This is a genomic window from Rhizobium sp. Root491 (assembly GCF_001427205.1).
Taxonomy (GTDB): domain Bacteria; phylum Pseudomonadota; class Alphaproteobacteria; order Rhizobiales; family Rhizobiaceae; genus Agrobacterium; species Agrobacterium tumefaciens.
Genome location: NZ_LMFF01000001.1, coordinates 1,125,049 through 1,145,184, shown reverse-complemented (window position 1 = coordinate 1,145,184; position 20,136 = coordinate 1,125,049). Strand labels below are relative to the sequence as shown.

General features: G+C 58.2%; 21 protein-coding genes. 11 read left to right on the top strand and 10 right to left on the bottom strand.

Annotated elements, in window-relative coordinates:
* Window positions 1-46: 46 nt before the first annotated feature.
* The 4 genes from ASD46_RS05670 to ASD46_RS05655 form a co-directional block, all read right to left on the bottom strand.
* Entirely contained in the window at window positions 47-415 is a 369-nt protein-coding gene (locus ASD46_RS05670) for a septal ring lytic transglycosylase RlpA family protein (protein ID WP_013635343.1), read from the bottom strand.
* Between the two features lie 427 nt (window positions 416-842).
* Window positions 843-1,715 (bottom strand): SDR family oxidoreductase, encoded by an 873-nt coding sequence (locus ASD46_RS05665; protein ID WP_025592219.1) that lies wholly within the window; start codon window positions 1,713-1,715, stop codon window positions 843-845.
* Window positions 1,716-1,718: 3 nt separating this feature from the next.
* Window positions 1,719-2,870 (bottom strand): tRNA epoxyqueuosine(34) reductase QueG, encoded by a 1,152-nt coding sequence (gene queG / locus ASD46_RS05660; RefSeq protein WP_029658724.1) that lies wholly within the window; start codon window positions 2,868-2,870, stop codon window positions 1,719-1,721.
* A 79-nt stretch (window positions 2,871-2,949) separates the two neighbouring features.
* Complete coding sequence (locus tag ASD46_RS05655; protein WP_003514689.1) at window positions 2,950-3,642, bottom strand: glutathione S-transferase family protein; 693 nt, start codon at window positions 3,640-3,642, stop codon at window positions 2,950-2,952.
* A gap of 157 nt (window positions 3,643-3,799) precedes the next feature.
* On the opposite strand from ASD46_RS05655, the gene ASD46_RS05650 reads away from it, so the two are divergent.
* Window positions 3,800-4,606, top strand: a complete 807-nt coding sequence (locus tag ASD46_RS05650) for an undecaprenyl-diphosphate phosphatase (RefSeq protein ID WP_019564454.1) — start codon at window positions 3,800-3,802, stop codon at window positions 4,604-4,606.
* A gap of 605 nt (window positions 4,607-5,211) precedes the next feature.
* Here the strand turns inward: ASD46_RS05650 and ASD46_RS05645 are convergent.
* The 6 genes from ASD46_RS05645 to dnaN all read right to left on the bottom strand — a co-directional run bounded on the left by ASD46_RS05645 (window position 5,212) and on the right by dnaN (window position 9,936).
* A complete protein-coding gene (locus tag ASD46_RS05645) occupies window positions 5,212-6,192 on the bottom strand; it encodes a complex I NDUFA9 subunit family protein (protein WP_003514695.1) in 981 nt (326 codons plus the stop codon).
* 121 nt (window positions 6,193-6,313) lie between these two features.
* A complete protein-coding gene (locus ASD46_RS05640; RefSeq protein WP_003514697.1) occupies window positions 6,314-6,601 on the bottom strand; it encodes a DUF1330 domain-containing protein in 288 nt (95 codons plus the stop codon).
* Window positions 6,602-6,621: 20 nt separating this feature from the next.
* Window positions 6,622-7,329, bottom strand: a complete 708-nt coding sequence (gene pyrF / locus ASD46_RS05635) for an orotidine-5'-phosphate decarboxylase (protein WP_025592226.1) — start codon at window positions 7,327-7,329, stop codon at window positions 6,622-6,624.
* Window positions 7,330-7,333: 4 nt separating this feature from the next.
* Complete coding sequence (locus tag ASD46_RS05630; RefSeq protein WP_003514701.1) at window positions 7,334-7,930, bottom strand: histidine phosphatase family protein; 597 nt, start codon at window positions 7,928-7,930, stop codon at window positions 7,334-7,336.
* A 96-nt stretch (window positions 7,931-8,026) separates the two neighbouring features.
* On the bottom strand, window positions 8,027-8,620 hold the full coding sequence (pmtA, locus tag ASD46_RS05625) for a phospholipid N-methyltransferase PmtA (protein WP_003514702.1): 594 nt from the start codon (window positions 8,618-8,620) through the stop codon (window positions 8,027-8,029).
* Between the two features lie 197 nt (window positions 8,621-8,817).
* Window positions 8,818-9,936, bottom strand: coding sequence for a DNA polymerase III subunit beta (gene dnaN / locus ASD46_RS05620; RefSeq protein ID WP_003514704.1), 1,119 nt, complete (start codon window positions 9,934-9,936; stop codon window positions 8,818-8,820).
* A gap of 267 nt (window positions 9,937-10,203) precedes the next feature.
* Between dnaN and rsmI the strand changes: the two genes are divergently transcribed.
* The 10 genes from rsmI (at window position 10,204) to ASD46_RS05570 (ending at window position 20,075) form a co-directional block, all read left to right on the top strand.
* Window positions 10,204-11,145, top strand: coding sequence for a 16S rRNA (cytidine(1402)-2'-O)-methyltransferase (gene rsmI, locus ASD46_RS05615; protein WP_003514706.1), 942 nt, complete (start codon window positions 10,204-10,206; stop codon window positions 11,143-11,145).
* Complete coding sequence (locus ASD46_RS05610) at window positions 11,135-11,503, top strand: YraN family protein (protein ID WP_003514708.1); 369 nt, start codon at window positions 11,135-11,137, stop codon at window positions 11,501-11,503. Before rsmI ends, ASD46_RS05610 begins: the two co-directional genes overlap by 11 nt.
* A 10-nt stretch (window positions 11,504-11,513) precedes the next feature.
* Window positions 11,514-12,074 carry a sugar O-acetyltransferase gene (locus ASD46_RS05605; RefSeq protein WP_025592229.1) on the top strand — a complete coding sequence of 187 codons (561 nt, stop codon included), beginning with the start codon at window positions 11,514-11,516 and terminating at the stop codon, window positions 12,072-12,074.
* A 133-nt stretch (window positions 12,075-12,207) separates the two neighbouring features.
* Entirely contained in the window at window positions 12,208-13,506 is a 1,299-nt protein-coding gene (locus tag ASD46_RS05600; RefSeq protein ID WP_003514712.1) for an extracellular solute-binding protein, read from the top strand.
* 83 nt (window positions 13,507-13,589) lie between these two features.
* Window positions 13,590-14,564, top strand: a complete 975-nt coding sequence (locus ASD46_RS05595) for an ABC transporter permease subunit (protein WP_025592231.1) — start codon at window positions 13,590-13,592, stop codon at window positions 14,562-14,564.
* An 11-nt stretch (window positions 14,565-14,575) separates the two neighbouring features.
* Window positions 14,576-15,418: a sn-glycerol-3-phosphate ABC transporter permease UgpE gene (ugpE, locus tag ASD46_RS05590; protein ID WP_025592232.1), complete on the top strand. Its 843-nt coding sequence runs from the start codon at window positions 14,576-14,578 to the stop codon at window positions 15,416-15,418.
* Between the two features lie 11 nt (window positions 15,419-15,429).
* Window positions 15,430-16,530 (top strand): sn-glycerol-3-phosphate import ATP-binding protein UgpC, encoded by a 1,101-nt coding sequence (locus ASD46_RS05585; RefSeq protein WP_025592234.1) that lies wholly within the window; start codon window positions 15,430-15,432, stop codon window positions 16,528-16,530.
* 110 nt (window positions 16,531-16,640) lie between these two features.
* A complete protein-coding gene (locus tag ASD46_RS05580) occupies window positions 16,641-17,153 on the top strand; it encodes a cupin domain-containing protein (RefSeq protein WP_060641869.1) in 513 nt (170 codons plus the stop codon).
* A gap of 244 nt (window positions 17,154-17,397) precedes the next feature.
* Entirely contained in the window at window positions 17,398-18,357 is a 960-nt protein-coding gene (gene gshB, locus ASD46_RS05575) for a glutathione synthase (RefSeq protein ID WP_003514721.1), read from the top strand.
* Between the two features lie 185 nt (window positions 18,358-18,542).
* Entirely contained in the window at window positions 18,543-20,075 is a 1,533-nt protein-coding gene (locus ASD46_RS05570; protein ID WP_003514723.1) for a YifB family Mg chelatase-like AAA ATPase, read from the top strand.
* Window positions 20,076-20,136: the final 61 nt, after the last annotated feature.

The window sequence follows — 20,136 nt, the reverse complement described above, 5'->3', positions numbered from 1 at the left end:
GCTGATTAGCCCGGTTGGTAGACGCGAATGGCGGCAAGGGCAAGGCTCAATCGGCGCTGACGACCTCGTAGCAGACCTTGGCGGTGCCGGAACTGATCATGCCGATGTTTTTCGCAGCGGCCTTGGAAAGATCGAGAACGCGACCCTTGATGAACGGACCGCGGTCATTGATGCGCACCACAACGGCCTTGCCGTTACGGGCATTGGTAACCTTGACCTTGGTGCCGAACCGCAGCGAGCGGTGAGCGGCGGTCATGTTGGCGGCGTTCATACGCTCGCCCGAAGCAGTCTTGGAGCTCAACGCATACCACGATGCCCCTCCACAACCATTTGCCGCATTCGCCTGAAGAGGCGCAATGATGGAACAGGCGGCTATAGTTGCGACGGTGAAAGTTATACGACGGATATTCAACAAACTGTGCTTCCCTGAAAATCGGCCCCGCGCCGATTGATTGTGCCCTTGCTAAACGGCCATTGTCTGGCCTGAACGCGTTTGAATGCGAGATTGTAGGGCGAGGGAAAAATGGCGAAAAAAAGCTGATCTCAAATCACGAAGTGTTACAGACTGTAACATTCGTGATCGTTAGCCGGAAAGGTGTCGTCGGTGCCTTATTGTTGAAAAGTGGAAAAAATGACGCAGAATCAATGCTCAATGGAAATGCTGTTACAAGTCACGCCTTCGTGAATCCAGTTCACGAAATGTGAGTGAAATATTTTTCTAATGGCTACGATTTTAGCGATTTTTGCATGGTTAATAAAAGCCTAATTGACTGAAAAACCACCAAAACCATCCTCAAAAACGGGTTTGGAAGGATTTTTCATCGCTTTTAACTGGGGGATTTTTAGCCCCGCCAGAGGCCGCTTTCCCACAATTGTGTCAGGGAGATTTTGTACTCCGGGAAGCTGAAATCGAAACCGAGGCCACGTATCCTGACGTTGGAAACACGCTTGTTCTCGCCGTAGAAGGAGCGTGCCATCGGCGTCAGATCGGCGGTCTCGAATGCCTGTTCGGGAGGCGGCTCGAGGCCCATCAACGTGGCGGCGAAGCTCACCACATCCTGCGGCGGGGCGGGTTCGTCATCCGTCACATTGAAGACGCCGCGTTCATTTCTCCGCGCCAGAAAGGCGTGGGCCGCACCAATATCTTCAACGCGGATGCGGTTGAACACCTGGTCTTTCTTCACCAGCCTGCGCGCCGTTCCCTTTTCGAAATTCATGAAACTATTGCGTCCGGGGCCATAAATTCCGGAAAGGCGCAAGATGGCAAGCGGCACCCCCGCTTTTTCAGCAGCCGCAGCCCAGGCGGTTTCGGCAGCAACGCGTTCCACGGACCGGGCCGACACCGGGCGACACGGGGTTTCCTCATCCACCCATGCGCCGTCATGGTCGCCATAGACGCCAACGGTGGAAAGATAAGCGATCCATTCAAGCTTGGGCAGAAGCCGTTTCAGGTCGTCGCCCAAAAGCGCAAGCAGTGGATCTCCATCCTTGCCCGGCGCGATGGACTGCACGAGATGCGTGACATTGGCCATTGTGGCGATGAGATCGTCACTAAGATGGGCACCGTCGAACAGGAAGGGTGTCATGCCAGTTGCAGCAAGGCTTGCGAACTTGTCCGTGCTGCGCGTGGTGCCCGATATCGTTGCAGCTTCGGTTTTCAGCGCGTTTGCAATGGCCTTGCCCGAATATCCTGCGCCGAAAATCATCACATGCATGGGTCACGCCTCTGCCAGTTGCCATTCCATTTCCGCCTCTGGATCAGGCTCCGGGGCGCGGCCGGCAGAGTATGCACGGAATTCCTCGCTGTCCATAAGCTGCGACAAAGCCCATGCGGCCATGCCGCGCACCTCCGGTGCCGGGTCTTTTTCGGCGAGAGACTTGCATTGCTGCACGAATTGCCGGTCGCGCGAGTTTCCAGCCGCTATCAGCACGTTGCGGATGAAGCGGTTACGCCCGATGCGCTTGACCGGTGAGCCGCTGAAGAAGCTGCGGAAGGCAGCGTCGTCCAGCGTCAGCAGGAAGGCGATGGAAGGTTCCTTCAAATCCTCGCGCGCCTGCAGCTTCATCTCGGAGGCGCTGGCCGCGAATTTGTTCCAGGGACAGGCGGCAAGGCAATCGTCGCAGCCATAGATGCGGTTGCCTATCATCGGCCGGAACTCGTGCGGGATGACGCCTTTGTGCTCAATGGTGAGGTAGGAGATGCAGCGGCGGGCGTCCAGCTGGTAGGGGGCGGGGAAGGCTGCCGTCGGACAGGCATCGAGACATGCGCGACAGGAGCCGCAATGGTCCTTCTCGGCCTCATCAAGACAAAGCTCGGCGGTGGTGAACATGCTGCCGAGAAACAGCCAGGAACCATGGGTGCGGCTGACCAGATTGGTATGTTTGCCCTGCCAGCCGAGACCCGCGGCTGCGGCAAGTGGTTTTTCCATCACCGGCGCAGTGTCAACGAAGACCTTCACGTCCTCGCCGGCGCGCGCGGCAAAACGGGTGGCGATTTCTTTCAGTCGCCCTTTTATGACGTCGTGATAGTCGCGGTTGCGGGCATAGACCGAAATGGCTGCCTTGTCGGCTTTGGACAGAACGCCGCGAGGATCTTCCTCAGGCCCGTAATTCAGCCCGAACATGACAATGGAGCGCACGTCACCCCACAGCGTTTTCGGCTCGGCGCGACGGGCTTCGGTCTCCTCCATCCACGCCATCGTGCCATGATAGCCCTTATCGAGAAACTGCCTCAACCGTCCCGGTGCCAGCGGAATGCTGTCCGGCGCGGTGATACGACAGAGATCGAAGCCGAGCGAAAGCGCCTCCTGACGAACGAAGTCCGTCAGTTTGCGAGCGCGTATCCGCTGCTTGTCGCTGGCAACGTCGATGGTCGTTTCTCCTGCGGGTTACTCTGCGACATATATATGCGTAGCTACACGCCGCAGCAAATAACCGGGAGGCCGGAACTTAGAAATCCAGATCGGCGTAGTGGGAGGAGGGGGCAAGGCGCGGAATGCGCTCGCTGAGGAAAGGCCGGAAGGACGGGCGCGATTTCAGCCGCTGATACCACTCCTTGGCAATTGGCGCTTCAAGCCAGTTGATTTCGCCGAGATAATCCAGCACCGAAACAGAAGCAGCCGCGGCCAGATCGGCATAACTCAATCGGTCGCCGGCGAGCCACGTCCGCGAACCCGCCAGCCATTCCAGATATTTGATGTGCTGACGAACATTGTTACGCGCGGTGCGCAGAAGCTTGGAATCCGGGGGGCCACCACCCTGCGCCGCCGTCATCTGCAATTTATAGACCCGCTCCCGCACCAGCGGTCGGGTCACATCGTTTTCCATCTTCTGCAGGAACCACTCGGTCAAGCGGCGGATTTCCGCCCGCTGAAACGGGTCTTCCGCCAGCAATCGCCGGTCACGCTTCAAAACCCCGTGCGTTTCGTCGAGAAACTCGGCGAGCACGTAGGGACCGCTGAGAGAGCGCATATTGTCATCGAGATAGACCGGCAGGGTGCCCGCCGGATTCAGCGCCAGAAACTCCCGCCTTCTTTCCCACGGCTGCTCCTCCACGAGATCGGTCTGGAACCCGTATTCCGAAAGGATCAGACGAACGAACCGGGATGCGGTCGACATGGGAGAGTGATAGAGAGTTGGCATCGGTACTCAATTTTTACGATTGGTTGTCATGATCGACAATTGCCGGAAAACTTTTTCAGTTTCGCTTCATCAAGACGCTATAAGAGCTTGGCTACTTTAAAACAAGTTTAACGCAATTGCTTTCCATTCCCGCTTCCCCCTGAAAAAAGGATACCTCATGGGTGACCAATCGATCATCAGCGCGCTTTTGCTGGGCATTATCGAGGGTCTTACGGAGTTCATTCCCGTTTCCTCAACGGCGCATGTGCTGCTGGCCGGGCATTTTCTCGGCTTCAAATCGCCGGGCAACACCTTTGCCGTTCTCATTCAGCTCGGCGCGATCATTGCTATCCTTCTTGTTTATTTTCAGAAGCTTGTGTCGATCGCCATGGCGATGCCAACAAGTGCCAAGGCGCGCCGCTTCGTGCTGGCTGTCGCTGTCGCCTTCCTGCCGGCGGCGGTGATCGGCGCTCTGGCGCATGACTTCATCAAGACGGTGCTGTTCGAAACACCCATCCTCATCTGTATCGTACTGGTTATCGGCGGCGTCATATTGCTGGCCGTCGACCGGATGCCGCTGAAGCCCAGATATACCGACATCATGGATTATCCGCCGTCGCTTGCCTTCAAGATCGGTCTGTTCCAGTGCCTTGCGATGGTTCCGGGCACCTCCCGGTCCGGCGCCACCATTGTCGGCGCGCTGTTGATGGGCACGGACAAGCGCTCCGCCGCCGAATTCTCGTTTTTCCTGGCGATGCCGACCATGCTCGGCGCGTTTGTGCTCGATCTCTACAAGAACCGCGATGCGCTGAGCTTCGATGACAGTGCGCTGATTGCCGTAGGCTTCATCGCCGCTTTCGTCTCCGGCCTGTTCGTCGTGCGCTCGCTGCTGGACTTCGTCTCGCGACGCGGTTTTGCACCCTTTGCCTGGTGGCGCATCGTCATCGGCTCGCTGGGTCTGGCAGCACTTCTGCTCTACCGTTGAGCCGAGCTTTAAAATAGCCGTTCGTTTCCAATGCACGGACAAAATAAAAAGCGCCCCGGAGAATCCGGAGGCGCTTTTTATTTGAGACTTGTGAAAGCTGATCAGTTCGTGCTGATCGAAGCCGTTGCGCAAGGGTCAACACCGTAGGCGGGAGCGCAACCGCTCTTACCCGCTGCAACCGTGCCCGGCGCCATGAAAGAACCCGCCAGAACCACCAAAGCCGCACACGCAAAAAAGAGTGCGATAGATCTGCCCATTTTATTATTGCCTTTCAGACGTTCGTTCGCGCGGATTACGCCGCCGTGTGTGAAGTGAGGGTTCTGGATATGTTAGGAATGTGGCCATTATCAATAAAGCGGCTTGCTGAATACCGGGTTAATGCGAAGTCTTTTCCACAGTTGCGCTTGTGCCACGCTTGGCTGTGGAGGCCACTTTGCCGTTAACTTTTACCCGGCTGTTCAAAACAGCTTCAGTCGATGGTGCACCTCCCCTGCAGTTGAGGGGGAAATGCGCCAATAGCGGTTTGGTTGCGATTGAATTGCGCAAAAACAAAAAGCGGGAATGGTTCCCGCTTTCGTTCAGATCGTTAATGCGCGACGGTAGGTTTATGCTGCTTTTCCGGCGTTCGAGAACTGTCCGTGCGGGCGATAGTGCACCATGTAGGACGGCAGGACGGAAGCAACGCGAACGGGCGTAATGCCGATGCCTTCCAGGGTCAGGCCGTTCTTTTCCGCGTCAGCGGAAACGACATTATCCTTTTTCAGCATGGTCACCTGATCGACAGTCAGCGGCGGCGTAATCAGCGGCACCAGCGAAGCGATTTTGCCGATCATTGAGGCGACGCCAAAAGGCAGGTTGACGAAAGGACGCTGACGGTAGGTTGCGGCAAGAACCGCCTCAAGACAGTCGCGGAACGTCATGACGTCCTGGCCACCCAGTTCATAGATGGCGCCGGGCTTCAGCTTGCCATCCACGCTGCGGGCAACGGCCTCCGCTACATCTTCGACATAGACCGGCTGAAACTTGGTTTTTCCGCCGCCGATCAGCGGCAGGAACGGCAGGCTGCGGGCCATCTTGGCGAATTTATTGAAGAAGTCGTCTTCCGGTCCAAAGATGATCGAAGGGCGCAGGATCACGGCGCCGGGCAGAACGGAATGGATTGCTGCCTCGGCGCGGCCCTTTGTGCGGCCGTAGCCGGTCGACGAATTGGCATCGGCACCGATGGCGGAAATGTGCGTCAGCGTTGCACCGGCGTTGCGGGCTGCCTCGGCAATGGCTTTCGCGCCGAATTCCTGCACGGCGTCAAAGGTGTTGCGGCCGCTTTCGGCCAGAATGCCAACGCAATTGACCACGTGGTCGGCGTCTTCGATGGCTTTGACGATGGAGTCGCGATACCGCAGGTTCGCCTGGGCAAACGAGATCTGGCCGACATTGCCGAGCGGCTGCAGGAAACCAGCAAGATCGGGACGGCGCACGGCCACGCGGATGCGATAACCGCGCTTGGCGAGCATCCGCACGACATGCCGCCCGACGAAACCCGAACCGCCGAAAACGGTGACGAGGGGTGGAAGGTTGGCCAAGGTCATGGGAGGCTCCTCAGAAGCTGTCGATAAAGCGTTTTTCAGTCTCTTAGCCCAAAGCCGTGCGCGCGTGAAGAGACGTTGTCACAAGGCCCGGGACTAGTTTTGGAAATGCGGTTGAAGACCGTCAAATTCCTTCGACGATCATCATCTCCGCGTCGGCGACTTCCTGACGGATTTTGGCCGCCGCCTGGTATTCGGGCGAGTTGTAGCAATCGATCGCGTGCTGCACAGAGGGGAATTCGATGATGACGTTGCGTGCGCGTGCCTTGCCCTCAAGTTCGGTCAACGCACCGCCGCGGGCGAGAAAGTTGGCGCCGAACCGCTCGAAAGCGGGCTTCGCAGTCGACACGTAGTCCTTGTAGCGTTCGTTGTCGCGTACATCGACGCGCGCGATCCAGTAACCCTTTGCCATTTCGTCTCCTCCGATGGTCCTTATTGATTTGCCGGAAAGCTGGCGCGCAGCATGTCGTCAAGAATGGCGCGGGCTGCTGCTTTCGGATCTTCTGATCTGACGATGGGGCGGCCGACAACCAGATGGCCCGAACCGGCCTTGATGGCGTCAAAAGGCGTCATCACGCGCTTCTGGTCTCCAGCCTCGGCACCAGCCGGGCGAATACCAGGGGTGACGACGGCAAGGTCGGGGCCCAAGATTTCACGCACCGCCGTCGATTCCTCTGCCGAACAGACGATGCCGCCCATGCCCGCCTCGCGCGCCTGTTCCGCACGGCGCAGCACCAGCGAACGGGCATCCGATGCATAGCCGGCTTCCGCAAGATCGGCATCATCCATCGATGTTAGCACGGTGACACCAAGCAAGCAGAGGCCAGAGCCTTCGGCTGCCTTGACTGCGGCGCGCATGGCTTTCGGGTAGGCATGCAGGGTCAGCATCGACATGCCCATGCGGGCGATGTTTTCGACGCCGGAGGCGACGGTGTTGTCGATGTCGAGCAGTTTCATGTCGAGAAAGACTTTCTTGCCGCTCTGGGCAAGGTCGCGGGCGAATTCGAGACCACCGGCAAATACCAGCTGATAGCCGATCTTGTAGAACAGAACCTCATCGCCGATCTTCGACACGATGTCTTCAGCTTGTTGCACAGTCGGAACATCGAGCCCGACGATCAGTTTTTCGCGCGCGGTCATTGTCTTATCCCTGCCATGTTTCCATTGCCGTCCAGTCGCATGTGGGGCGCTGAGCTGCAAGTGAAAATTCGGCGATTGGGAACCGGAAAAGATTGCCGCCGCCGGGTGGCTGGTCCTTGCTGCGACTGATGCCGACGCCTTCGATATGGCATTTCAAAAGCGTGCCGACGCCGCCATGGCCGACAAAGGCAATCGGCTGTTGCGGGTCGTGCCGGTCTAGAACGGCCCTGACGGCGTTAACAATTCGCGCCTGCGCATCGATTGCCCGTTCCCAGCCGTGAAAGCTTTCTCGCGGATGGGCAAAAAACCAGTCGGCAGCCTTTTCGAATTCCGGCGGCGTCAGGAAGCCTGTGGCCGACCGGTCATTCTCATGCATCGCCCCGATGATTTCAATATCCGCGCCGGATGTTTCAGCAAGGATTCGGGCGGTTTCGATGGCTTTGGTTTCCGCGCTCGACACGATCCGGCGCAATGCGCGTGCCCATGGCAGGCGGCTTGCCTCAAACGCCCGCTGTGCACCCACGTCCGAAAGTCCCCATTCCGGAACCGGAACCGCCGGATCGATCCGGACCTGGGGATGGGTAATGTAAAGGGCATGCATGGGAACGGTCCTCAATGGCGATGGAAAGGGAAAATCAGGCCCCTAACCATCTGTCACGACCGGGAAATGACGGCCTTTGCCCACTCTGCCGTGTGATCAGGCCCGGGTATAGGTCCACAATTGCGCCGGAGGAATGTTGCGCACGATGAAATCGAAATGGCGGATGTGGTAGAGATGCGGCTGCGCAACGATCGGGGAAATCGGACCGTAGGATATCTGTATGACGGGGCGACCGTGCGGCACGCGTTTCAGCAATTCGTCGAGAAGCTTGATGCGGGCGGCCATCGGAAAATTCAGCATCGGTACGGCGGAAATGACGCTGTCGAACATCTGGCCCTGGTGCTCGCCAAGTGTCGCATTCAGATCGAAGGCATCGCCATTGATGAAGTTGACGCCTGGATAGCTTCTGAGAAGCTGATTGTAGAAATCGGTCGAATATTCGATGGCCGTCAGGCGCTCCGGCTTGATGCCGCGTGCCAGAATGGCCTTGGTGATGACACCGGTACCGGGGCCGAGTTCGAGAACGGGCAGGTCGGAATGCGGGTCGATGACACTCGCCATTTTTCTTGCCGTGATGGAGGATGTCGGGACGATGGCTCCGACCTTTTTCGGCTGGCTGACCATGCCTTTGAAAAAGCGGATTTCTTCCTCAAATTTTCTTTCAAAGCGTTGCTTCAGGTTGAGTGCCATAATTCCCCTCGGATGTATTTTGGTCATTGTCAAAAAAATGTTACGCACTGTTTATCTCATTTGGCGCTAAAACAAGGCAAAATGTCGTAATTGGAAAAATTCGTTTAGCGTTAGAAATCTGTCTGCGCCGAATCAAAAAACGCCGGTGGAGCGATCCACCGGCGTTTTTTGATTGATTTGAAGACAAAAAGTCCACTTTAAACGCGCATTGGCATCAGAACATAAAGCGCATCGTCGCCGGCGGTGTCGCGAACGAGCGTTGGCGAGCCCGCATCCGCCAGAAGGAAAATCGCGTCTTCACCGGAAAGCTGCGAGGTGATGTCGAGGAGATATTTGGCATTGAACCCGATTTCCATCGAATCATTGTCGTAACCGACAGCCACTTCTTCCGTCGCACTGCCTGAATCCGGATTGTTGACGGTCAGCGTCAGCTGGCCGTTGGTCAACGCCAGCTTCACGGCGCGGCCACGCTCGGAAGAGATGGTCGACACGCGATCGACCGCACGGGCGAAGGTCTGGCAATCGACGCGCATTTCCTTGTCGTTGCCGGTGGGGATGACGCGCTGGTAATCCGGGAAGGTGCCGTCGATCAGCTTCGAGGTCAAAACGACCGAGCCGATGGTCAGGCGGATTTTCGCGTCCGATACCTCTACGGTGACATCAAGTTCGGGATTGTCCATCAGCTTCTGCAATTCGCCGACGGTCTTGCGCGGAATGATGATGCCCGGCATGCCTTCGGAGCCGGAAGGCGCATCCACATCGGCGCGCGCAAGGCGGTGACCGTCCGTCGCGACTGCGCGCAGCTTGAGGTCGCCGTTGCTTTCGATGGTGTGGAAGAAGATGCCGTTCAGATAATAGCGTGTCTCTTCGGTCGAAATCGCAAATTGCGTCCGGTCGATCAGCATCTTCAGGTCGGTCGCCTTCAGTTTGAAGGTGTGGCTGAAGGTACCGGCGGTCAGATCCGGGAAATCGGTTTCCGGAAGGCATTGCAGCGAGAATTTCGAACGGCCGGAAGCAACCGTCATTGTGGAGCCATCCGGATTGGTGGCCAGAAGCACTTCGGAACCATCCGGCAGCTTGCGCACGATTTCATAAAGCAGATGCGCCGGCACGGTGGTCGCGCCCGCCTGCTCCACCATGGCCGGCGTCGCTTCGGTGATTTCGAGGTCGAGGTCGGTCGCCTTCATATCCAGATTGGCGCCGGATGCGCGCAGCAGAACGTTGGACAGGATCGGGATCGTGTTACGACGCTCGACGACCCTGTGGACGTGGTTCAGCGATTTAAGAAGGTTCGACCGCTCAAGAGTAATACGCATGGACGCTACCGCTTTCAACCGTTGCGACCCGGCCACCGCCGGATCGGTAAGAAGAGTCTTGACCGGCCGGAACGCCGGATAATGTGGACGGGCAAAATGGCAGAGTTATTGCAGAAAATGCAAGAGCCGAGTGCATCTGCCGCCGGTCATTTTGCTGCTATACAGCATGATCCACAGCCTGTGACCGCCCGTGGACCTTGTTCGCCGGTTTTCTATTGCCCATAAAGGGGTAAAACTGGAGCGACCGGCCGGGAATGATCGGCCAGAATGATTGGAAGCCGTGTGACGGAAGAAATATCGAACAGCGACGCCGGACAGGCGACCAAGAGCTTCAGGATCGGCACGGCCACTATTCCGGCGCGGCCGTTGGAGCCGGCGCTCTATCTCGTGGCCACTCCCATCGGCAATCTCGGAGACATCACCATCCGGGCGCTGGAAACGCTGGCATCTGCCGATGTTCTCGCGTGCGAGGATACCCGCGTCACCCGCATTTTGCTTGAGCGTTACGGTATCCGCACACGTCCGCTCTCCTATCACGAGCATAATGCGCAGGAAGCGGGACCAAAACTGATCGCCGCTTTGGAGGCCGGAAAATCCGTGGCGCTGGTGTCGGATGCCGGAACGCCACTCGTCTCCGATCCCGGTTATCGCCTTGGTCAGCTCGCGCTGGAGGCCGGTCATCGCGTCGTGCCGGTGCCGGGAGCATCTGCGCCGCTTGCTGCCCTTGTCGGTTCTGGCATGCCGAGTGACGCCTTTCTGTTCGCGGGCTTTCTGCCGGTAAAGGATCGCGGCAAGCGCGACCGTTTTGCCGAACTTGCGAAAATTCCGGCCACCCTCATGTTTTTTGAATCGCCACGCCGCATTGGCACCTCCGTAAAGGTGGCATCGGAAGTCCTTGGCCGCGATCGCCGTGCTGTGGTGTGCCGTGAGCTGACCAAGACTTTCGAGGAGTTCCGGCGTGGCACGCTGGGCGAGCTTGCGGAATATTACGACGAGGACCGTGTGGTGAAGGGCGAGATCGTGCTCCTGATAGAACCGCCCTCTTATGACGAAATTCCCGACATCGAGGATGTCGAGAGACTTCTGAAGGATCTCGTCACAACCATGCCTGCCGCGAGGGCCGCAGCCGAGGCGGCAAAGCTGACGGGCCTGCCGCGCAAGGAGCTTTATCAACGGCTGCTGGATATGAAGGATGCGGATGGCCGCTGACGGGCAAACGAACAAAAGACGAAAGGCCGAGCGACGCGGCCACGCTGCGGAATACTGGGCAGCACTCTATCTGCTGTTTCGAGGATACCGCATCCTCGCCATTCGTTATCGAACCCGGCTGGGAGAAATCGATCTCATTGCCCGCAAAAAGGATGTCGTCGCCATCGTCGAGGTCAAGGCGCGGCCTTCCGGTGCCGGGGCTGTCGATGCGGTCGGCTTCCGTTCGCAACAGCGCATTCGGGCGGCTGCCGATATTTGGCTCTCCCGACGCAAGGATGCCGCGCGGTTTTCGTTGCGTTTCGATATCGTCGCAGTCCTGCCACGACGCCTGCCGCAGCATTTCATCGACGCATTTTGAGGGGGGGGCAATGTCCACTGAGCGGGAAAAAATGGCTGCGGGCGAATGGTACTGTTGCATGGATGCCGAACTGGATGTGCTGCGCGCCCGCGCCCGCCGTGCCGTTCACCAGCACAACACCGCGCCGCCGGATGAGCGCAAGGCCATGTCGCCTTTGCTGCGGGCGCTCTTTGCCTCCGTTGCGGAAGGAGCCTTTATCGAAGCACCGTTTCATTGCGCTTACGGCTTCAACATTACGTTGGGTGCGAACGTCTATCTCAATACCGGCTGCGTCATTCTTGATTCTGCGCCCGTGCGGATTGGCGATGGCGCGATGTTGGGGCCGGCCGTGCAGATCTATTGCGCCGAACATCACCTGGACCCGGTTCCGCGTTCGCAAGGCATTGAAATCGCAAAGCCGGTCACGATCGGTCGCGATGTCTGGATCGGCGGCGGCGCGATCCTTCTGGCCGGCATCACCATTGGCGATGGCGCGATCGTCGGGGCCGGTTCGGTGGTGACGCGGGATGTCTTGGCCGGGACGACGGTGGTCGGAAATCCGGCTCGCCCGATAAAGCGCAAGGACGCTTGAGACATCCGTTTCTGGAAGAATGGAGTCCCTATCGCAGGGACTGTAATAAATCTGACATAAAACCGTTAAAGAGGCGTCATGGAACGTCTCTATTCGCATCCTCATCCCAATAAATGGTGGAGAGGATTTAGTAATGTTGAAGAAGATTTCCATGGCCGCAGTGGCGGTCAGCATTTCGGCAACGTCTTCCATGGCTGCGACCAACATCACCTGGTGGCACGGCATGGGCGGCCGTAACGGCGAAGTCATCAACGAAGTTTCGCAGAAGTTCAACGAAGCCCAGAAGGAATGCGCTCTGACGCCGGTTTCCAAGGGCTCATACGAAGAAGCGCTTGCAAGCGGCATCGCTGCTTTCCGTTCGGGCGAACAGCCGAACATTCTTCAGGTTTTCGATGCTGGCGCTGCCACCATCATCAACGCCAAGGGCGCTGTCATTCCTGCGGAAGACCTCATCAACAAGGCCGGTTACAAGTTCGACCGCGAAGCCTTCATCAACGGCGTCCGCTATTTCTACGCTGCCGCTGACGGCAAGTTCGTCGGCATGCCTTTCAACACTTCCGCGCCGATCATGTATGTCAACGACGAAGCCCTGAAGAAGGCCGGCGTCGAAGCTCCGAAGACCTGGGAAGATTTTGAAAAGGTCGCACCGAAGCTGAAGGAAGCCGGTTACATCCCGCTCGTCCAGTCGCAGCTCACCTGGCAGTTCACGGAGAACTTCTTCTCCCGCAACAACATCCAGTTCGCAACCAACAACAATGGTTACGACAGCGTCACTGACACCAAGCTCAAGGTCACCGACCCGAACCTCGTCATGATGTTCGACAAGCTGAAGGACTGGAAAGACAAGGGTCTGTTCGCCTACTACGGCGCCGGCTGGAACGACAACCAGAAGCCCTTCGAAGAAGGCAAGGTTGCCCTCTGGATCGGTTCCTCGGGTTCGTTCGGTGGCCTGCAGAAGACGGCGTCCATGCCGTTCTCGGCAACCTTCCTTCCCTACTGGGGCTCCATCAAGGGCGCTGGCACCAACTCCTTCATCGGCGGCGCTGCCCTCTTTGCAATGTCGGGCAAGTCTGAAGCCGAAAACAAGTGCGTGGCTGACTTCTTCCAGTTCCTGACTTCGCCGGAAATCCAGGTCTTCTACCACAAGGCAACCGGTTACGTCGCTATCACCACGGCTGCTTACGAAAAGGCCAAGGCTGAAGGCTTCTACAAGGAAAAGCCTGCCGCCGAAGTCGGTATCCAGCAGCTGTCGCTGCCTTCAGGCGAATGGTCCAAGGGCTACCGCCTCGGTTTCTACCCGCAGATCCGCTCCATCATGGAACGCGAATACAACCGCATCTTCTCCGGCGAAGTAACGCCGAAGGACGCCTTTGACATCATCGAAAAGGAAGGCAACGATCTTCTCGCCCGTTTCGCTAAAACGGCTGGCTGATCGCCCTTTTTGAAACAACGATAGTTGTCGAGCCTCCTTTCCGCCGGAAAGGAGGCTCGCTCTTGGATTAAGGAGGCGCAAGCGTGGCCTATACATCGTCTCAACCGCGTCTGGCCCGGTTTCTATCCGGCCGGTCTGCAAAAACCGGAAAAACGGCGAAGGCCGCAGAAGCCAGCATGAAGCGCGTGCAGTTCTCCTCGTCCTACGTGCCCTATCTGTTTCTGGCGCCGCAACTGGCGGTGATTTTCATCTTCTTCTACTGGCCCTCCGTCCAGGCCGTGCAATCGTCGTTCTTTATCGAAGACCCTTTCGGGTTCGGTGCAACGTTCGTGGGATTCGCCAATTATTCCGATGCCATCTTCAATCCGGAATATCTAAACATCGCCAAATTCACGGTTGTCTTCACCGTGCTGGTCACTTTCTTTTCGCTGGCGCTCGGTCTTTTGCTTGCGGTCAAGGCCGATGCGGTCGTTCGCGGCAGTTCCGCCTACAAGACGTTGCTGATCTCCGTTTACGCCATCGCGCCGCCGGTTGCGGGTCTCATCGGCATGATGTTTTTCGACCAGCATATCGGGCCTTTCGTCAAGATGGCCGCGTTTTTGGGCTGGGATATGAAGGTTGGCCTCAACTACTTCGATACAGCCTTCGCCATGATTGCCGTCGCGGTCTGGAAGCAGATCCCTTATAATTTCATCTTCTTCCTGTCCGGATTGCAGGGCGTATCCGTCGCCGTGCGCGAGGCTGCCGCCATCGATTGCCGATCGAGCGTGCGCCGGTTCTGGACGGTCATCATGCCGCTTCTGGCACCGACTGCATTCTTCCTGCTGATCATCAACATCACCTATTCGCTGTTCGATACGTTCGGCATTATCGACGTGATGGTGAAGGACAAGGCCGCCAACAATCCGATTACGCTAGTCTACAAGGTCTTTCTCGACGGTTTCCGCGGCAATGACATCGGCGGTTCATCTGCTCAGTCCGTCATCCTGATGCTGGTCGTCTTCGTTCTGACCATCATCCAGTTCCGCTTCATCGAAAAACGCATCCATTACAATTGAGGGAAAAGACAATGTACAAGACAAAACCCCTCGACCATCTGGTGCTGATCATTGGCGCACTGTTCCTGATATTGCCTGTCGTCGTGGCATTCATGACGTCCACCCATACGGCGGCGGAGATCCACCGCAGCGGCCTGACACTCATTCCGGGCGACAATTTCGTCGGAACCTATGAAAAGGTCCTGACGCAGAAGGGCGGCTTCACCGGGCAGATCACCGGTCTCAACATGGTGCTCAACTCGCTGATCCTCGGCATCGGTTTTGCCGTCGGCAAGATCGTCCTGTCGATGATGGCAGCCTATGCGATCGTCTATTTCCGGTTCCGGTTTGCAACGCTTGCCTTCTGGATCATCTTCACCACCCTGCTTCTGCCGCTCGAAGTACGCATCATGCCGTCCTATGAGGTGATGAGCAAACTCGGCCTCTTGAACTCCTATACCGGTCTGATTGTGCCGCTTCTGGCGTCTGCGACGGGCACCTTCTATTTCCGGCAGTTCTTCAAATCCATTCCTGAAGAATTGCTGGAAGCCGCTCGCATCGACGGTGCGGGCCCGGTCAAGTTCTTCATTGATGTGATCATCCCGCTTTCCCGTACCATGATGGCGGCGATCTTCATCATCATGTTCGTTTACGGCTGGAACCAGTACCTCTGGCCCATGCTGATGACCACGGACGAGAGTTTCTTCACCCTGATGCGCGGCATCAAGTCGATCCTGCAAGTCTGGGTCGGTTCGCAAATCCCCGATTACAACGAAGCTTTCGCGCTTGCCGTTCTGGCCATGCTGCCGCCTGTGATGATCGTCGTGATCTTCCAGCGCTGGTTCATCAAGGGCCTGACGGAAAGCGACAAATAAGGAAACCGAAAATGGCCGCGATAGAAATCAGTCAGGTCTGCAAGGATTATCATGGCGGCGTGCGTGCCGTGCATCACGTCGATATCGACATCAGGGACGGCGAGTTCATTGTTCTCGTCGGTCCCTCCGGCTGCGGCAAGTCCACGCTCCTGCGTATGGTGGCCGGACTTGAGGATATTTCCGAAGGCACGGTGAAGATCGGTGACCGGGTGGTCAACCAGGTAGATCCGGCTGACCGGGATATCGCCATGGTGTTCCAGAACTATGCGCTCTATCCGCATATGTCGGTGCGCCAGAACCTGGAATACGGGTTGAAGAACCGCAGGACGCCGAAGGCGGAGATCGATGCGCGCGTGGCCGAGGCCGCCCGCATGCTCCAGCTCGAACCCTATCTGGAGCGCAAGCCGCGCGCCCTTTCTGGCGGCCAGCGTCAGCGAGTCGCCATGGGCCGCGCCATCGTGCGCAAACCGGCCGCCTTCCTGTTTGATGAGCCCCTGTCCAACCTTGATGCCAAACTGCGCGTTTCCATGCGCGGCGAGATCAAGCGCCTGCAAAAGCGCCTCGGCACCACTTCGATCTACGTCACGCACGATCAGCTGGAAGCCATGACGCTGGCAGATCGTCTGGTGGTGCTGAACGGCGGCCGCATCGAACAGATCGGCGCACCGCTTGAGGTCTATCACGCCCCCGCTTCCACCTTTGTCGCAAGCTTCATCGGTTCTCCCGCCATGAACCTGCTGAACGGCGAGTTGCATGGGGATAGCCTTGCGGTCGGGCCGTCGCTGATCGCGCTCAACGGTTTCGCCCCCATCTCCGGCCCGGTTACTGTGGGCATGCGGGCGGAAGATTTCCGCCTGGCGGCGGCAGGTGAGCTCGGTTTTTCGCTACGCGTCGAGTATATCGAGGAACTCGGCTCGCAGCGTCTTATCCACGGCATGATCGGCGACCAGAACCTGACTGTGGCGTTTTCGCCGGAGGTCGAGATTCCGGCTACCTTGTCGGTCGCCATATCTCCGGACAAGCTGCACTTCTTCTCCAGCCAGACCGGTAAGCGCATAGCGGGCAAGGCGGAACAGGCTGTGGCGCAGCCCGTGCAGTTGGCAACGGCCTGAGTGGACGATAAGAAATCGGCGCGATGACTAAAATTGCGCCGATTGTCAAAACCGCTTCGTTACGATCCCGATGATAGAAGATCTCCAATATTTCACGGGGGTTTTCTAATATGCCTTTGAAGATGATGTTCGCGGCGGCTGCCACCATGGCCATCCGCACGGTGCCGATATTGTCCGCCTCTTTGCGCCGGGCAAAAGACGAGAGCGTGGTTAGCGCGTCCTGCACCGATTTGCGGCTGCAGCCGGCCCCCATCAACCCCGACTGGATAATTTCCGGTGATCCTCAGGCGCGTGCGGCGGATCATTCCAGAAGCGGAGACCGCGCCTCCAGCACAGCCATGTGGGATTGTACGGCGGGCGAGTTCCGATGGTTCTTCGGTTGGGACGAGACCGTCTATATCCTTGAGGGTGAGGTGCATGTGACGGCGGAAGACGGCACAGTCAGTATCCTGCGGGTGGGTGACGTCGCTTATTTCCGCGCGGGAACATGGGCCACCTGGCGCGTGGATGAGTATGTCCGCAAGGTTGCCTTCATGCGCCGCCCTTTCCCCACGGCGCTGGCTCTGGCCTACCGGGTCAAGAACAAGCTGTTTGCCGGTCGTTCCTACAAGCTGGCGGCCTGAACTGGTAAAACACTCCGGCAGGTGGGGCTCTGCGCAGCGCCACCTGCGGAATTGTGAAGGTTCAATAAAACTCACAAAAAGCACCCCTCGCAGCAGTTGCGTTTGAATGGTCGCTGCCCTACATCTTCAGGGTTTTCTGAAGCATTTCCGGGTCTCTTCCGGTCCTGCGGGGAATCGCGAACAGACGAGGCAATGGGCACGGCGGAACCGCGAAGCGTCCGCATGCTGCAAGAGGAAGATGCGCATGGCGAAGATCAAGAACGTCGCGATCCAGATGGATCATGTCTCCGGCATCAATATCGCCGGCGACTCCACCTTCGCCATGAGCCTTGAGGCGCAGGCACGTGGATACCGGCTGTTTCACTATACCCCCGAACGCCTCTCCATGCGCGATGGCAAGATCTACGCGACCGTCGAACAGATGGAACTGCGCGATATCAAGGGCGACCATTTTTCGCTCTCGGAGCCGGAGCGGGTCGATCTCTCGACCATGGATGTCATTCATCTGCGCCAGGATCCGCCATTCGACATGGCCTACATCACCTCGACCCATTTGCTCGAGCGCATTCATCCCAAAACGCTTGTTGTCAACGATCCCGCCTGGGTCCGCAACTCGCCGGAAAAGATTTTCGTCACCGAATTTGCCGATCTGATGCCGAAGACGCTGATCACCAAGGATGTCTCTGAAATCGCCCGCTTCCGCAATGAAATGGGCGATATCATCCTCAAGCCGCTTTATGGCAATGGTGGTGCAGGCGTCTTCCATTCCGCGCGGGACGACCGCAATTTCTCATCGCTGCTGGAAATGTTCGGCCAGATGTTCCGCGAACCCTATATCGCCCAGGAATACTTGCCGGATGTTCGCAAGGGCGACAAGCGTATCCTTCTGGTGGATGGCGAGCCCGTGGGCGCGATCAATCGCGTGCCGGCGGAAAATGATGCCCGCTCCAACATGCATGCCGGCGGCCGCCCGGAGCCAACGGAACTCACCGCGCGTGAGAAGGAAATCTGCCGCCGTATCGGCCCCGCCCTGCGCGAGCGCGGTTTCCTGTTCGTTGGCATCGATGTGATCGGCGATTACCTCACGGAAATCAACGTCACCTCACCGACAGGCATTCGTGAAGTGCAGAAATTCGGCGGTGCCGATGTGGCAAGCCTGTTGTGGGATGCGATCGAGAAAAAGCGCGAAGCACAGGATTTCTGAGGCAATTTCCTCGCCACCTGCGTTTGTTCCGCGTGCACAACTCTATACAACTGAAATACACCGTTCGCGCGAAATTGTTCGCTTAATGTTCTTGTTTTATTCTTTGCTCTGTGGCAGGTTACTTGAGAGTGGCCGCCATCGGGGCATAATGCTTTGATGTTGTGGCCGGTTTGCGGGGGCAGGCCATGGTGGCACGGGTCAATACGGTTGCATTTCAGGGAATAGAGGGTGTGCCGGTCGAGGTGCAGGTGATGGTCGCACCCGGAAAGGTCGGCATCCAGATTGTCGGCCTGCCAGACAAGGCGGTGGCGGAAAGCCGGGAGCGGGTGCAGGCCGCGCTCCACGCCTCCGGTCTGGCGCTGCCGGCAAAAAAAGTCACGGTCAATCTGGCGCCTGCGGATTTGCCCAAGGAAGGATCGCATTTCGATCTTCCGATCGCTTTGGGTCTCATGGCCGCGTTGGGAGCGATCCCGGCGGAAGCGCTCGGGCAATATGTAGTTCTCGGCGAACTCAATCTCGATGGCACCATCGGCACGGTTTCGGGCGCTCTGCCCGCGGCCATCGGTGCCAATGCGCTCGGGAAGGGTTTGATTTGCCCGGCTGATAGCGGGCCGGAAGCAGCCTGGGCCGGGGCTGGCATCGATATTCTCGCCCCACGCAGCCTTATTGCGCTTGCCAACCATTTTCGCGGCACCCAGCTTCTCTCCCGCCCGATGCCCGCGATCCGCGCCAATCCGGTCAATTTGCCGGATCTGGCCGATATCAAGGGGCAGGAGACGGCCCGGCGCGCGTTGGAAGTGGCAGCGGCCGGTGGCCATAATCTCCTGATGGTTGGCCCGCCCGGCTCCGGCAAATCCATGCTCGCCGCGCGCTTGCCCTCAATTCTGCCACCGCTCGAGGCTGCGGAATTGCTGGAAGTGTCCATGGTCCATTCCATCGCCGGCCAATTATCCGGCGGCAAGCTGTCGGACCGCAGACCGTTTCGCACGCCACACCATTCCGCCACCATGGCCGCGCTGATCGGCGGAGGGCTGCGTGCCAAGCCGGGTGAGGCTTCACTTGCCCACCACGGCGTTCTTTTCCTCGATGAGTTCCCGGAGTTTGCGCCACAGGTGCTGGATGCGCTGCGCCAGCCGCTGGAAACGGGCGAATGCATCGTTGCCCGTGCCAATCACCGCGTCACCTATCCGGCGGAAATCCAGCTTGTCGCTGCGATGAACCCCTGCCGGTGCGGCAGAGCGGGGGAGCCGGGTTTCACTTGCGCCAGAGGGCCACGTTGCATGACAGATTATCAGGCCCGCATTTCCGGCCCGCTGATGGATCGCATCGATATCCGCATCGACGTTCCCGCCGTCTCCGCCACTGACCTCATCCGTCCCATGACTGCCGAACCGAGTTCGGTGGTGGCCGCCCGTGTCGCTCGCGCCCGCCTTGCGCAGCAGGAGCGTTATGCGGCGGCGGGCTCTTCAGGCATTCGCACCAACGCTCGCTGCACGACAACGCTGATCGAAAAATATGCGGAGCCCGATGCTTCCGGGCTGCAATTGCTGCGCGATGCTGCCGAACAATTGAAGTTCTCCGCACGCGGTTATCATCGCATTCTCAAGGTCGCCCGCACATTGGCTGATTTGGACGGCAAACAAACTGTCGGACGTATCCATGTGGCGGAAGCCATTTCATACCGCATTGCCGGTGAAAGACTGACGGCGGCGGCATAAGCGGCCTTCCTTCGCCCTTTATCGGCTAAAACAATTGTGCCGCTGGCGGATGGCCGGCGGC

Bases quoted from the DNA above. Each gene is read 5' to 3' on its own strand.
- ASD46_RS05610 (WP_003514708.1), top strand. From the start codon at position 11,135: ATGGCCGCTGACGGGCAAACGAACAAAAGACGAAAGGCCGAGCGACGC.
- ASD46_RS05645 (WP_003514695.1), bottom strand. From the start codon at position 6,192: ATGACCTTGGCCAACCTTCCACCCCTCGTCACCGTTTTCGGCGGTTCG.
- ASD46_RS05630 (WP_003514701.1), bottom strand. From the start codon at position 7,930: ATGCATGCCCTTTACATTACCCATCCCCAGGTCCGGATCGATCCGGCG.
- rsmI (WP_003514706.1), top strand. From the start codon at position 10,204: ATGATTGGAAGCCGTGTGACGGAAGAAATATCGAACAGCGACGCCGGA.
- pmtA (WP_003514702.1), bottom strand. From the start codon at position 8,620: ATGGCACTCAACCTGAAGCAACGCTTTGAAAGAAAATTTGAGGAAGAA.
- ASD46_RS05600 (WP_003514712.1), top strand. From the start codon at position 12,208: ATGTTGAAGAAGATTTCCATGGCCGCAGTGGCGGTCAGCATTTCGGCA.
- ASD46_RS05605 (WP_025592229.1), top strand. From the start codon at position 11,514: ATGTCCACTGAGCGGGAAAAAATGGCTGCGGGCGAATGGTACTGTTGC.
- ASD46_RS05650 (WP_019564454.1), top strand. From the start codon at position 3,800: ATGGGTGACCAATCGATCATCAGCGCGCTTTTGCTGGGCATTATCGAG.
- pyrF (WP_025592226.1), bottom strand. From the start codon at position 7,329: ATGACCGCGCGCGAAAAACTGATCGTCGGGCTCGATGTTCCGACTGTG.
- dnaN (WP_003514704.1), bottom strand. From the start codon at position 9,936: ATGCGTATTACTCTTGAGCGGTCGAACCTTCTTAAATCGCTGAACCAC.
- ASD46_RS05665 (WP_025592219.1), bottom strand. From the start codon at position 1,715: ATGCATGTGATGATTTTCGGCGCAGGATATTCGGGCAAGGCCATTGCA.
- ASD46_RS05640 (WP_003514697.1), bottom strand. From the start codon at position 6,601: ATGGCAAAGGGTTACTGGATCGCGCGCGTCGATGTACGCGACAACGAA.
- ASD46_RS05580 (WP_060641869.1), top strand. From the start codon at position 16,641: ATGCCTTTGAAGATGATGTTCGCGGCGGCTGCCACCATGGCCATCCGC.
- ASD46_RS05585 (WP_025592234.1), top strand. From the start codon at position 15,430: ATGGCCGCGATAGAAATCAGTCAGGTCTGCAAGGATTATCATGGCGGC.
- ASD46_RS05655 (WP_003514689.1), bottom strand. From the start codon at position 3,642: ATGCCAACTCTCTATCACTCTCCCATGTCGACCGCATCCCGGTTCGTT.
- ASD46_RS05570 (WP_003514723.1), top strand. From the start codon at position 18,543: ATGGTGGCACGGGTCAATACGGTTGCATTTCAGGGAATAGAGGGTGTG.
- gshB (WP_003514721.1), top strand. From the start codon at position 17,398: ATGGCGAAGATCAAGAACGTCGCGATCCAGATGGATCATGTCTCCGGC.
- ugpE (WP_025592232.1), top strand. From the start codon at position 14,576: ATGTACAAGACAAAACCCCTCGACCATCTGGTGCTGATCATTGGCGCA.